Annotated in this window: 8 protein-coding genes; all 8 read left to right on the top strand. The window is 68.8% G+C overall.

What is annotated here, in order from left to right; all coding sequences use genetic code 11:
- Window positions 1–114 precede the first annotated feature (114 nt).
- The 8 genes from ACZ7OI_RS42945 (at window position 115) to ACZ7OI_RS42910 (ending at window position 13,176) form a co-directional block, all read left to right on the top strand.
- Entirely contained in the window at window positions 115–1,449 is a 1,335-nt protein-coding gene (locus ACZ7OI_RS42945) for a nucleotide sugar dehydrogenase (protein WP_470269934.1), read from the top strand.
- Complete coding sequence (locus ACZ7OI_RS42940) at window positions 1,439–2,653, top strand: glycosyltransferase family 4 protein (protein WP_470269848.1); 1,215 nt, start codon at window positions 1,439–1,441, stop codon at window positions 2,651–2,653. The genes ACZ7OI_RS42945 and ACZ7OI_RS42940 overlap by 11 nt, the downstream gene beginning before the upstream one ends.
- Before the next feature lie 107 nt (window positions 2,654–2,760).
- Window positions 2,761–4,104, top strand: a complete 1,344-nt coding sequence (locus tag ACZ7OI_RS42935) for a YveK family protein (RefSeq protein WP_470269847.1) — start codon at window positions 2,761–2,763, stop codon at window positions 4,102–4,104.
- The gene (locus ACZ7OI_RS42930; protein ID WP_470269845.1) at window positions 4,101–5,687 is read left to right on the top strand and encodes a Wzz/FepE/Etk N-terminal domain-containing protein; all 1,587 of its coding nucleotides are present in this window, start codon (window positions 4,101–4,103) and stop codon (window positions 5,685–5,687) included. Before ACZ7OI_RS42935 ends, ACZ7OI_RS42930 begins: the two co-directional genes overlap by 4 nt.
- 13 nt (window positions 5,688–5,700) lie before the next feature.
- Complete coding sequence (gene asnB, locus ACZ7OI_RS42925) at window positions 5,701–7,605, top strand: asparagine synthase (glutamine-hydrolyzing) (RefSeq protein WP_470269844.1); 1,905 nt, start codon at window positions 5,701–5,703, stop codon at window positions 7,603–7,605.
- On the top strand, window positions 7,602–9,767 hold the full coding sequence (locus ACZ7OI_RS42920; RefSeq protein ID WP_470269843.1) for a bi-domain-containing oxidoreductase: 2,166 nt from the start codon (window positions 7,602–7,604) through the stop codon (window positions 9,765–9,767). Before asnB ends, ACZ7OI_RS42920 begins: the two co-directional genes overlap by 4 nt.
- Window positions 9,767–11,647, top strand: coding sequence for an alginate lyase family protein (locus ACZ7OI_RS42915; protein ID WP_470269842.1), 1,881 nt, complete (start codon window positions 9,767–9,769; stop codon window positions 11,645–11,647). Before ACZ7OI_RS42920 ends, ACZ7OI_RS42915 begins: the two co-directional genes overlap by 1 nt.
- Complete coding sequence (locus tag ACZ7OI_RS42910; RefSeq protein ID WP_470269841.1) at window positions 11,647–13,176, top strand: right-handed parallel beta-helix repeat-containing protein; 1,530 nt, start codon at window positions 11,647–11,649, stop codon at window positions 13,174–13,176. Before ACZ7OI_RS42915 ends, ACZ7OI_RS42910 begins: the two co-directional genes overlap by 1 nt.
- Window position 13,177 lies beyond the last annotated feature (1 nt).

Raw genomic sequence — 13,177 nt, 5'->3', positions numbered from 1 at the left:
CAAGGCGGGAATCGCTGCGGGGACAGGGGTTCCCGCCTTGTTATGCGGAACCGGTAACGAAGCCCGTCCGCGCTCCGACCAATGAGCAGCGAACGGTCGGGCGGAGGTTCCGTGGTGAAGATCAGCGTCTTCGGGCTGGGGTACGTCGGGTGCGTGTCCGCGGCTTGCCTGGCGGGACAAGGGCACGAGGTCGTCGGAGTAGACGTCAATCCGGCGAAAGTGGACCTGGTGACGGCCGGCAAGGCGCCGGTGGTCGAGGAACGGATCGGGGAGCTGACCGCGGAGGTGGTCGCCTCCGGGGCTTTGCGGGCGAGCACCGAGGTGACCGAAGCGATCCTCGCGACGGACGTTTCCCTGGTGTGCGTCGGTACGCCGTCCGCGCCCAACGGGAGCCTTTCCACCGAGTATCTGCAGCGGGTCGCCGAAGAGATCGGCGAGGCGTTAAAAGAACGAAAAGCTTTGGGGAACAACGAGGTTCGGCACACGGTCGTGTTCCGGAGCACGATGTTGCCGGGCACCTGTCTCGGGCTGCTCGTGCCGATCTTGGAAAAGCACAGCGGCGGTACCGCAGGCGTCGACTTCGGCGTCGCGGTGAACCCGGAATTCCTTCGCGAGGGCACCAGTGTCCGGGACTTCTTCCAGCCGCCGAAAACGGTGATCGGTGAGTTTGATCCCGCCAGCGGCGACGTCGTGGCGAAACTCTACGAGGGACTGCCCGGCGACGTCTTCCGCGTGCCGATCCCGGTCGCGGAGATGACGAAGTACGCGGACAACGCTTTCCACGGCGTGAAGATCGGTTTCGCGAACGAACTCGGCGCGATCTGCCGTGCGCTCGGGCTCGATTCGCATCAGGTGATGGATGTGTTCCTGGCCGACCGCAAGCTCAACATCAGCCCGGCGTACCTGCGGCCCGGGTTCGCCTTCGGCGGCTCGTGCCTGCCGAAGGATCTGCGCGGACTGGTCTACGCCGCGCGGCAGGCGGACGTCTCGGTGCCGTTGCTCGCGCACGTGCTGCCGTCGAACTCCGAACATCTGCACCGGGCGTTCGAATTGGTCGCGCGGACCGGGAAGCGCAAGATCGGGCTGTTCGGGCTTTCCTTCAAGCCGGGCACCGACGATCTGCGCGAGAGCCCGCTGGTCGAACTCGCGGAACGCTTGCTCGGCAAGGGATACGACCTCAAGATCCACGACGCCAACGTCAGCCTGTCGCGGCTGATGGGGGCCAACCGCGAGTACATCGAAAGCCGGCTGCCGCACCTCGGGCAGCTGCTGGCCGGGTCGGTGCAGGAGGTGCTCGACCACGCCGAGGTGTGCTTGATCGGCACCTCGGACCCGGAGGTGCTGGCCGCCCTGCCGCACGGCAGCGGGCCGGTGCTGGTCGATCTGGTCCGCGTCCCGGACGCCGCCGTGCGCCGGGCGGAAGAGGGGTACGTCGGCCTTGCCTGGTGAGGGCTTTTCCGAAAACGAAATCCTGCGGAACCGGATCGCGCTGATTCTCGTCGAGAATCTGTCGGTGCCGTTCGACCGGCGGGTATGGCAGGAATGCCAGACGCTGCGCGACGCCGGGATGACGGTGCACGTGATCTGCCCGCAGGGCACGAAACGGGACACCGAGGCCGAAGTCGTGCTCGACGGCGTGCACATCCACCGCTACCCGCTGCAGGCGGCGACCGGCGGTCCCGCCGGGTACGCGCGCGAGTACGGATCCGCGCTGTGGCACACGTTCCGGCTCGCGCGCAAGATCGGCCGGGTCGACGTCGTGCACGCCTGCAACCCGCCGGATCTGCTGTTCCTCGTCGCCCGGATGTTGCGAAGACGTGGCGCGAAGTTCATTTTCGATCAGCACGACCTGGTGCCGGAACTGTATTTGTCGCGCTTCGACCGCGGGCAGGATTTCCTTTACCGCGGCGTTTGTGCGTTGGAACGCTCCACCTATCGCGCGGCGGACGTCGTGCTGTCCACCAACGAGAGCTACCGCCAGGTCGCGCGGATCCGCGGCGGCAAGCGGCCCGAGGACGTGTTCGTGGTCCGCAGCGCGCCGGTCGTGGAGCGGTTCCATGAGGTGCCGGTGGAGCCGGAACTCAAGCGCGGCAAGCCGAATCTGCTGTGCTACCTCGGCGTGATGGGCCCGCAGGACGGCGTGGACTACGCCCTGCGCGCCCTCGCCTCCCTGCGCGACGAGGTGGGCCGCGACGACTGGCACGCGGTGTTCGTCGGCGCTGGCGACACGTTCGACGAAATGGTCGCGTTGTCGCATCAGCTCGGATTGTCCGGACAGGTGGAATTCACCGGCCGGGTGTCCGACGAGGATCTGCTGCGGTATTTGTCCGCGGCCGACGTGTGCCTTTCGCCGGATCCGCTCAACCCGCTCAACGACGTGTCGACGATGAACAAGGTCATGGAATACATGGCCATGGGCAAACCGATGGTGTCGTTCGAGCTGCGCGAGGCGCGGGTGTCCGCGGGCGAGGCGGCGCTTTACGCCCCGGCCAACGACATCGCGGAGTTCGCGAAGCTCGTCTCCGTGCTCCTGGACGACCCGGAGCAGCGGGAACGCATGGGACAGCTCGGCAAGCAGCGCGTGCGCGGACCGCTCGCCTGGGGCAATTCCCAGGCGGCGTTGATCAAGGCGTACGAGCGTGCGCTGGGTTGAGCCGGGTCGCGTTTCGAACAAGGTTCGGCCGGATGGTGTAACCAACCGGTGCGGTGCCGCGACGGGGTCAATGACCCGTGCGTCGGCCCGTGAGGGGAGACCTGGTTTTGAGTGACGAAACAGTACGCCTCTCTGTCGTGGGGAAGGTGGTGCGCCGACGCTGGCGAGCGCTGTTGCTGCTCGCGGTCGTCGGCGCGGGTGTGGGGGCCGGGGCTTCCGTGGTGCTGTCGCCGGGGTACGAGGCGCAGGCCAGCGTGTTGCTGCAGGGACCTAGGCAGCCGGACGAACTGCTGACCGAGGCGCAGGTGGCGACGAGTTCGGTGGTGCTCGACCGGGCGTCCGCGGCGCTGGGGCTCGGAATTCGCGGGACGGATTTGCAGAAATCGGTCGCCGCGTCGGTGGCGCAGGGCAATGTCGTGACGATTACCGCGAAAGGCTCCACTCCGGAGCGCTCGCAGCAGCTGGCCGACCAGGTCGCGGGCGAGTTCGTGAAGTATTCGACGCAATTGCTCGGAAATTCCGCGGACCAGGCCGCGCAACTCGCGCAACAGCAGAAGGAATCGCTGCGGCAGCAGATCGCGCAGACCAACCAGCGGATCCTCGACCTGTCGAAGTCCGTGGCGAACGGCGACACCGTCGAGGGCGTGCAGGCGCGCACGACGCTGCAGGGGTTGCGGACGGCGCTGGAGCAGGCGGTCAACAACCTCAACGCGGCTGACGCGGCGACCGGCGCGGGCAACATGGTCGTGCTCGGCCCGTCCGAACGGCCGTCCTCGCCGTCCGCGCCGACGTTCCCGCAGCTGACGGTCGGCGGCGCGGTGCTGTTCTTCGTGATCGGGATCCTGGCTTACCTGTTCGGCGCGAGGACCGACCGGAGGCCGCGCAGCGAAAGCGAAATCGGCGCCGCGCTGGGTGCTCCGGTGCTGGCGAGCATCGACACCCCGGCGGTCTCGGACGCACCGGCGAAATGGTGGCGGAAGGCCGTCGGGAACGAGCGGCCGTGGAACCTGCCCGAGGTGGCGTCGTCGGCCGATGACGCGGCACGGGAGGTGCGGTACCGCCGCGTGCTCGCGCGGCTGGGCGCGGATCGCGACGGAGTGTTGCGGCTGCTCGTCCTGGTTCCGCGCGGGGACGCCTCGGCACGGAACGTCGCGGAGCAGTTCGCCGGCACGGCTCGTGGCGAGCGCATCCGCGTCGAGGTGACGGTGACCGAAATCGAGGTGGTACCCGGGGCGCAGCCGATCGTGCCGGACGGAACGGCAGGGGTGCTCGTGGTGGTCTCGCTCGGCACGCGCAACGCGTGGGAACTGGTTTCGATTGCGGAGGCTTGCGCGGACTCGGGGCACGAAATTCTCGGCGCCGTGCTGGCTAGGGAAGTGCACGTCGCCGGCGGACCGAAGCAAAAGCCGGCCGCCAAGCAGCGCACCGACGAGCTGGCGGGTGCGCGATGAGCGCCGGGCAGGTCCAGCCGCTGGTCGATCTTCAACGGCTGGTGGTCGCGCTGCGGCGCAAGCGGCGGTTCTGGCTGACGACCGCGCTGGCCGGGTTGGTCCTCGGCTGTGCGGTGGCGATCTTTCTGCCCGCGCCGCCCACTGCGGTCACGAAGATCATGGTGATCCACCCGGACGACTCGCCGACCGACAGCGGCACGCTGATGCGCACCGACGTCGCCGTGCTTTCGACGACGAACATGGCGGCGGCCGCGCTGAAACGGATCAACAACACCGAGTCTCCGTCGGATTTCCTGAAGGACTACGCCGGGCTCGGTCTCACCAACAACGTCATGCAGGTGACGGTCAAAGGCAAGACCAAGGACGACGCGGTCGCGAAGGCGAAAGCGCTCGCGGACGCGTTCATCGCCGACCACACGGCACGCACCCAAGCCGCCGCGAACGGGCGCTCGAAAGCGTTGCTGCAGCAGCGGGATCAGTCGCAGGCGCAACTGGCCGACATCGACAACCAGGCCGCGACCGAGGTCGCGAAGGGCCGTAACTCCAACGCTGGTGCGCTGGAGCAGCTGTATACGCAGCGCGCGAACCTGGTGTCGAAGATCGCCGATCTGCAGAACCAGGCGCAGCAGGCCGGGATCGGGTCGCCGGAGGTCATCGCCGGGACGCAGATCGTGGACGCGCCGGCGGTTCAGCCGGTGTCGAAGCTGAAGACCTACGGCACGGACGGCGGCGTCGGGCTGGCCTTGGGCCTCGCGCTCGGGCTCGCTTTCGCCGCGGTGTCCGCGTTGGTCCGGGACCGGCCGGTGTTGCGCCGCGAAATTTCGCAGCACCTCGGGGCTTCGGTGATCGCGCAGGTCGGGGTGAAGCCGATCGGCCCGGCGAAGTTGTGGCGGCGGTCGAAGGCCGTTACCGAGTCCAGCCGGGTCGCGCTCACGCTTGCGCGGGCCGCGCGGGAGGACCGGGCTTCGTTGTCGCTGCTGGAGGTCGGCGCGGCTACGACCGCGGCGGAGCTGGCGGTGGAACTCGGCCGTTCGCTGGCCGAGGACGGACCGGTGGTGCTCGTGGACGACCTGCCGGGCAAGGAAGTGTCGCGGCTGCCGGTGGAGGGGAACGTCCAGGTCGTCGAGGCTGGCGACCCGGCGGTGGCGCGGGCGGTGCGCCGGGTCGGGGTCGGTACGGCCTCGCCGGGAACGGCGTGGACCGATCTGTCGGCGCTTGGCGCGGAGGCCGTGCTCGTAGTGCGCGCCGGGTTCGCGAACTCGCAGTGGCTGCACACCGTCGCGCGGCAGCTCGCCGACTGCGGCGTGCCGATTCTCGGTGTGGTGCTGGTCGATCCGGATCCGAAGGACCGCACCGACGGCACGCTCTGGGACGGGCTGCACACGGCGTTGCGCGGGCGGGCGGCCGTGGTCGCGAAGAAACAGGCCGATGTCGTCGAACTGGAACTGCGCGACGAAACCAAGCCGATCGAGTGGCCGGTGAAGCCCGAACGCAGGCGCCGTCCGCTCGACCGGACCCGTCCGCCGTCGCCGGTGGACCCGGACGCGCCGACGAGACGGCTCAAACCCGTACAGGAAAGCTAGGGGGACGAAGCGCATGTGCGGCATCGCGGGCGCGTACAGCTGGCCGGACGGCGGCCCGCTCACCGACCGGCTCACCCAGTGCCTCGCGCACCGGGGTCCGGACGGCGACGGCCGCTACGACCACCGGAACGTCCACTTAGGACATCGGCGGTTGTCCATCGTGGACCTTTCGGAAACCGGCGCGCAGCCGATGACGGCCGAGGGCCTCGCCCTGACCTACAACGGCGAGCTGTACAACGCGCCGGAGCTGCGGGCCGAACTCGAAGCCGCCGGGGTCCGGTTTCGCGGCACCTCCGACACCGAGGTGCTGCTGCGGGCCTGGCGGGAGTGGGGAACGGACTGCCTGCCGCGGCTGCGCGGGATGTTCGCCTTCGCGGTATACGACGAACGCACTGGTGAGCTGGTGCTCGTGCGGGACCAGTTGGGCATCAAGCCGCTGTTCTTCGTGCGTCGCGGGGGCGGAGTGGTGTTCGCGTCGGAGCTGAAGGCGCTGGCTCGCGAACTCGGTGACACATTGCACGTGGACCAGGCCGCGATGATCGCTTCGCTGCTGTACTACTGGGTCCCGGACAGCCGGTGTGCTTACCGCGAGGCGGAGAAACTGTCGCCGGGCACTTGGCTGCGGTTCCGGCCGGACGGCAGCACGGACACCGGTACTTACTGGTCGCTTCGTCAGGTCGCCGAGGAAGGCGCGGCGTATCACGGCGAGGTCGACCTGCACGCGGTCGTCGAGGATTCCACCCGCAAGCATCTGCTGTCCGACGTCCCGGTGGCGACCTTCCTCTCCGGCGGCCTCGACTCCAGCTACCTCACCGCGCTGGCCGCGCGCGAGCAGCCGGGGATTTCGGCTTACACGATCGGTTTCCGTCCGGAGGACGCGAAATTCGAGGCAATGCCGGACGACCTGCGTTACGCCCGCATCGTCGCCCGCCAGTTCGGCGTGGACCTGCACGAGATCGAGATCGCGCCGGACGTCCAGGATCTGCTGCCGCGGATGACGCATTACCTGGACGAACCGATCGGCGACCCGGCTGCGATCAACTCGTACCTGATCTGCTCGGCGGCGCGCGAGGCCGGCGTGAAGGTGCTGCTTTCCGGAATGGGCGCGGACGAACTGTTCGCCGGGTATCGCAAGCATTTGGCGAACCTGCTGGCGTTGCGGTACCGGCGGGTGCCCGGCGTGGCGCGGCGGGCGATCGGGGCGGCGGTCGACCGGCTGCCGGTCGCGTCCTCCACGCGCGGCTATCGGTCGGTGCGGTTCGCGAAGCGGTTTCTGTCCTTTGCGGACCTTCCGGAGGAACCGGCGTTCCGGCGCAGCTACACCATGTACGACCGGGCTGAGCTGCTCGACCTGGTTTCGCCGGATCTCCAGTCCGAAGTGGACGATGTGCTCACCGAGCACGCCGATATCTACTACGACACGAAGCTGACCGACCAGGTCAACCGAATGTGCCTGGCCGACGCGCGAATGTTCTTGCCGGGCTTGAATCTCGCTTACACCGACCGGTCCACTATGGCCGCTTCCACCGAGGTGCGAACGCCCTTTGTGGACATCGAGGTCGTCCGGGCGGCGTTCCGGGTGCCCGGCCGGGAGAAGATCGCCGGACGCCAAGGCAAGGTGGCGTTGAAGAAAGCGGCCACGGCGATCCTGCCCGACGAAATCGTGTACCGGCCGAAGGGCCTGTTCAGCGCGCCGCTGCGGGCGTGGATGAGCCGGGACCTCGCGCCGCTGGTGCGGGAGGTCATCGAGGACGGCGTGCTGGTCGAGTCCGGTTTCCTGCAGCGCGACGCCCTGCGCAAGCTGGTGGCCGAGGACGCCGCCGGGCGCGAGGACCGCGCGAAACATCTTTGGCACGTGCTGACCCTCGAGTACTGGTACCGCGGGGCCCTCCGCGGAGAGCGGCTAGGAGTCCAGTGAAACAGGTAGTGCAGAACTACAAGAGCGGCGAACTGGCCCTGCTCGACGTCCCGGTGCCGGCGTGCAAACCGGGCGGCGTGCTGGTGCGCAGCCAGTACTCGCTGATCTCGACCGGCACCGAGATGATGAAGGTGTCCGAGGCGGGGATGTCGCTGCTGGGCAAGGCCCGTTCGCGGCCCGACCAGGTCGCGAAGGTCATGCAGAGCGTCGCGACGAACGGTCTCGCCGCGACCTATCGCAAGGTGTCCGGGAAGCTTGATTCCTATACGCCGCTGGGCTATTCGCTGTGCGGCGTGGTCGAGCAGGTCGGTGAGGGCATCGATGACGTCGTGGTCGGCGATCTCGTGGCGTGCGCGGGGAACGAGCACGCGCTGCACAGCGAGCTGAACTGGGTGCCGAAGAACCTTTACGCGAAGGTCCCGACCGGGCTTTCGCCGCGGCAGGCGGCGTTCGCGACGGTCGGCGCGATCGCGATGCAGGGTGTCCGGCGCGGCGAACCGCAGCTCGGCGACCTCACGCTGGTGATCGGGCTCGGCCTGATCGGACAGCTGGTGGTGCAGTTGCTGGTGGCGGCCGGTGCGCGCGTTGTCGGCGTGGACCCGGACGCGCAGCGCTGCGAAATCGCGCGCGAGCTGGGCGCGCTCGCCTGCGGACATCCGGCGTCCGGCGAGATCGACCAGGCGGTGGCCGAGTTGTCCGGTGGGCATGGCGTGGATCAGGTGTATCTCGCCGCGGGCGGGGCGTCGAACGATCCGGTGGAGCTGGCCGCGCGGCTCGCGCGCGACCGCGGCCGGGTGGTGGACATCGGCAAGATCTCGCTGAACCTGCCGTGGAACGCTTACTACGAAAAGGAACTCGACGTCCGGTTCTCCCGCTCCTACGGGCCCGGCCGCTACGACCCGGCCTACGAGCTGGAAGGCCGCGACTACCCGATCGGCTATGTGCGCTGGACGGAACGCCGCAACCTCGAATGCTTCCTTGACCTGGCCGCGCGGGGCAAGCTCGACGTTTCGCCGCTGATCAGCCATACCGCGGACTTCGAGGCGGCGGTCGAGACCTACCGGGCGCTCAACGAGGGCGAGCTGAAAGCGGTCGCGGTGCTGTTCCGCTACCCGGATGCGCCGCCCGCCGAGGACGACAGCGTGGTGTCCGCGGTCCCGGCCGTAGCAGCGGTGGAAACCCGGCCGAACCCGTTGCGGGACTTGCGGATCGGGTTCATCGGCGCGGGCAACTACGCGTCGTCGATGATCCTGCCGCACCTGGCCGGGGACGAACGCGTGCTGCTCACCGACGTCGTCACCACGTCCGCGCTCTCCGGAGCCAACGCGAAGCGCAAGTTCGGCTTCGTCTCGGCCAGCACCGACGTGGACGCATTGCTGGAGGACGACCAGGTCAGCACGGTCTTCGTGGTGACCCGGCACAGCTCGCACGCCGAGCTGACCCGGCGGGCGCTGCTGGCGGGCAAGGCGGTCTTCGTGGAGAAGCCGCTCGCGTTGTCGGAGAAGGAATTGCGCGGCGTCGTGGACGCGGTGACGGAATCGGGAAACAACCGGCTGCAGGTCGGGTTCAACCGCCGGTTCGCGCCGCTGCTGGTCGAGGCGAAAAACCAGTTCGGCCCGCGCGTCGGCCCGGCTTCGGTGCGGTATCTGGTCAACGCGGGCCGCCTCGACGCGAACAGCTGGTACAACCAGGCTGATTCCGAGGGCAGCCGGTTCGTCGGCGAGGGCGGGCACTTTATCGACACGGTCAGCTGGTTCCTCGGCAGCGACCCGGTTTCGGTCTACGCCACCGGCACTCCCGGCAACCACGACCTGCAGGTGCTGCTGCGCTACGCCGACGGCTCGACGGCGTCGATCAGCTACATCACCAGCGGCAGCACGGCGTTTCCCAAGGAAACGCTGGAGGTGCTCGCCGACGGCAAGGTGCTGAAATTCGACGATTTCGTCCGCGCCTCGGTGTTCGGGCGCAAGCGCTGGACCAGTTCGCGGCTGCCGAAGGCCCGCGACAAGGGCCAGCAGGCCGAGCTGGACGCGTTCATCACCGCGTTGAAGACCGGCGTCGCGATGCCGATCAGCCTCGACTCGCTCGTGTCGACCACCCTGGCGACGCTGGCCGTGCACCGCAGCCTCGAAACCGGCGCGCCGGTGCGGTTGGAGCAGTGATGGATCCGTCCTGGTATCTGCGCCGGCTGTCCGCGATGGGACCGGCGGAGATCGTCGGCCGGGTCGGCGACGTCGTGCGCAAGCAGCGATGGCGCGGCGAATCCCAGCGGCAGCCGACCTGGGCGGCGACCCGGACGTTCCCGGCCTGGCCCGCCGAGCCCGAGGTACCCGCGACCGGGAGGGAAAGGCTGATCGCGGCGGCGGATCGGCTGATGGACGGGCACGCCGAGTACTTCGGCGTCGCGCGGGACGATTTGGTCGCGCCGGACTGGGCGTTCGATCCGAAGACCGGCCGTCGCGCGCCGGGGGACCGGTACTCCTTCGACATCCCGTACCGCGACGAGAACGCGATCGGCGACATCAAGCAGATCTGGGAACCCTCGCGGCACCAGCACCTGACCGTGCTGGCCGCGGCGTACCGGGCGACCGGCGACGACCGTTACGCACACCGCGTGGCCGACCACCTGAAGTCGTGGTGGGCGGCCAATCCGCCGATGCGCGGCGTGCACTGGCTGAGCGGGATCGAGCTGGGGATCCGGCTGCTGTCCTGGGTGTGGGTGCGCCGGTTGCTGGACGGCTGGTCCGGCGCGCCGGGGCTGTTCGAGGACAATCCCGTGGCGCTGCGGCAGATCTGGCATCACCAGCGGTGGCTGGCGGCGTTCCCGAGCCGGGGTACTTCGGCCAACAACCACGTGCTCGCCGAGACGGCCGGACAACTGGCGGCGTCGTGCGCGTTCGACTGGTTCCCGGAGTCGGCTCGGTGGGGAAGCGACGCGGCCCGCTCGTTCGACTCGCATCTGCGGGCCAACACCTTCACCTCCGGCCTGAACCGCGAGCTGGCCACGGAGTACCACGGTCTCGTGCTGGAGCTGGGTCTCGCCGCCGCGCTGGAGGCCGGGCCACGGCTGCCGCGCTCGACCTGGCTCGAACTGCGGGCGATGTGCGACGCGCTCGCGGCCATTGTGGACTGTGCCGGACGCCCGCCGCGCCAAGGCGACGCCGACGACGGCTACGGCCTGGTCGTGGACGGACCGGAGACGGACCGCTGGCATTCCCTGCTGGCCTCCGGCGACGCCCTGTTCGGCCGCGCGGAATGGTGGCCGAAGCTGCCCGCCGACGACGTGCGCACGGCATTGTTCACGGCGTTGCGTTCCCGAGTGCCGCACCTCGACAACGCCCGCGAGCGCCCGGTTTTCTCCGACGCGGGCATGACCATCCTGCGCAGCGACAACGGCCCGGAGATCTGGTGTCGATGCGACAGCGGTCCGCACGGCTTCCTCGCCATCGCCGCGCACGCGCACGCCGACGCGTTGTCCATTGAGGTCCGGCACGACGGCGTCGACATCCTCGCTGATCCGGGAACGTACTGCTACCACGGCGAACCCGAGTGGCGTGCGTACTTCCGTTCCACGCTCGGCCACAACACGCTGCAGCTCGGCGGCGTCGACCAGTCGACCTCCGGCGGCCCGTTCCTGTGGACCCGGCACGCCAACTCGGGCACCCTCGCCGCGACGCCCACCCAATGGCAGGCCGAGCACGACGGTTACGCCCCGGCACTGCATCGCCGTACCGTCGAGCTGGCCGGCCGGACGCTGACCGTGGTCGACGAGGTGACCGGCGGCGGTCCCGCCAAACTCGCCTTCCACCTCGGCCCGCTGCTGGCCGTCGAGCTGGAGGGAAACACCGCGCAGCTCGCCTGGCCCGGCCGTACCGCGACGCTGGAACTTCCGCCGCAGCTCGCCTGGACCGCGCACCGAGGCGAGGTGAATCCGCCGCTGGGCTGGTACTCGCCCGGCTTCGGCCGTCGCGAACCCGCCACGACGCTCGTCGGCTCCGGCCGGGTCACCGGGCCGCTGACCACCGTGCTCCGCCTGCCCTGATGTCGAGAGGATCCACCGTGCGAAGGATTTTGGCGCCGCTGCTGGGAGCGTTGCTCCCGCTCGCCCTGGCTTCGTGCAGTTCGTCCGGAGCCGCGCCCGCTCCGGTCGCCGGATCGACTTCGCCGCAGGGTCCGGTCGCCGCGGTCTGCGATCACGCGCGGCCGGGTCCGGCGACCGCGCCCGCCGGCGCCGTCCAGGTGGATCCGGCAGTGGTGGACGACCTGTCGGCCAAGACGAAGAACTCCCCGGCGGGCACCACGTTCTGGCTCGCGCCCGGCACGCACCGGCTCACGGACGACGAGTACGCCCAGGTCCAGCCGAAGGACGGCGACGTCTACCTCGGCGCTCCCGGCGCGGTGTTCGACGGGGGCAAGCACAACCGGTACGCCTTCGCCGGTCCAGGCAAGGACGTCCGGCTCGAATCGTTCACTGTGCAGGGCTTTAAAGCGCCGCGCGACGAGGGTGTGGTCAACCACGATTCGGGCCAGGGCTGGGTCATCCAGCACCTGACCGTGCAGGACAACGACGGGGCCGGGCTGATGGCCGGGCCGAGGCAGCAGGTGCTCGACAGCTGCCTGCGGCGCAACGGCCAGTACGGCATGAACGCCTACTCCGGCAACGCCGTGGTGACCGGGCTCGTGCTGCGCGGCACCGAGATCACCGGCAACAACACCGGGAACTGGGAGACCAAGGTCTCGGGGTGCGGCTGCACCGGCGGCATGAAGTTCTGGGCGGTGGACGGCGCGGACGTCGTCGGCAACTGGGTGCACGACAACCGCGGCACCGGGCTGTGGGCCGACACGAACAACAACGATTTCCTGATCGAGGGCAACCTGATCGAGAACAACGACAGCGCCGCGATCATTTACGAAACCAGCTACAACGCGATCATCCGCAACAACACGATCCGCCGCAACAACCTGCTCGACGGCCGCGCGCACGCCGACCGCGGCGATCCGTTCCCGGCCGCGACGATATATATTTCCGAGTCCGGCGGCGAACCGCGGCTGAAGGCCCGGACGAGCAATCTCGAAATCTCCGGAAACATGCTTCAGGACAACTGGAACGGCATCATCCTGTGGGAGAACGCCGACCGGTTCTGCAACAGCCCGGCCAACACCTCCAGCGGCTCGTGCACGAAGCTCGTGCCGAACGTCTCGACCTGTTCCGCGCCGGCGATCTCGCAGAAACCGCTGTACAGCGACTGTCGGTGGAAGACGCAGCGGGTCGTGGTGGAGCACAACCAGTTCACACTCAACTCGAAGGCGCTCGGCTGCGAGGAGGTGTGCGGCCGGATGGGCGTGCTGTCGAATTTCGGCAGCTACCCGAACTGGTCGCCGTACCAGGGCGCGGTGATCCAGCAGGCGATCACGTTCCAGCAGGACAATTCCTGGCACGACAATGCTTACGCGGGGCCGTGGACGTTCGTCGCCAAGGAAATGAGCAACATCGTCGGCATCGGCGAATGGCAGAGCGCGCCGTATCACCAGGACGCGAATTCGAGCTACCAGCCCAAGGGAGGCGGCTGAC

Source organism: Amycolatopsis sp. NPDC114503, from assembly GCF_055633655.1.
This window is presented reverse-complemented; position numbering and strand designations above follow the sequence as displayed.

Coding starts and splice junctions, on each gene's coding strand:
- ACZ7OI_RS42915 (WP_470269842.1), top strand. CDS start 9,767: ATGGATCCGTCCTGGTATCTGCGCCGGCTGTCCGCGATGGGACCGGCG.
- asnB (WP_470269844.1), top strand. CDS start 5,701: ATGTGCGGCATCGCGGGCGCGTACAGCTGGCCGGACGGCGGCCCGCTC.
- ACZ7OI_RS42910 (WP_470269841.1), top strand. CDS start 11,647: ATGTCGAGAGGATCCACCGTGCGAAGGATTTTGGCGCCGCTGCTGGGA.
- ACZ7OI_RS42930 (WP_470269845.1), top strand. CDS start 4,101: ATGAGCGCCGGGCAGGTCCAGCCGCTGGTCGATCTTCAACGGCTGGTG.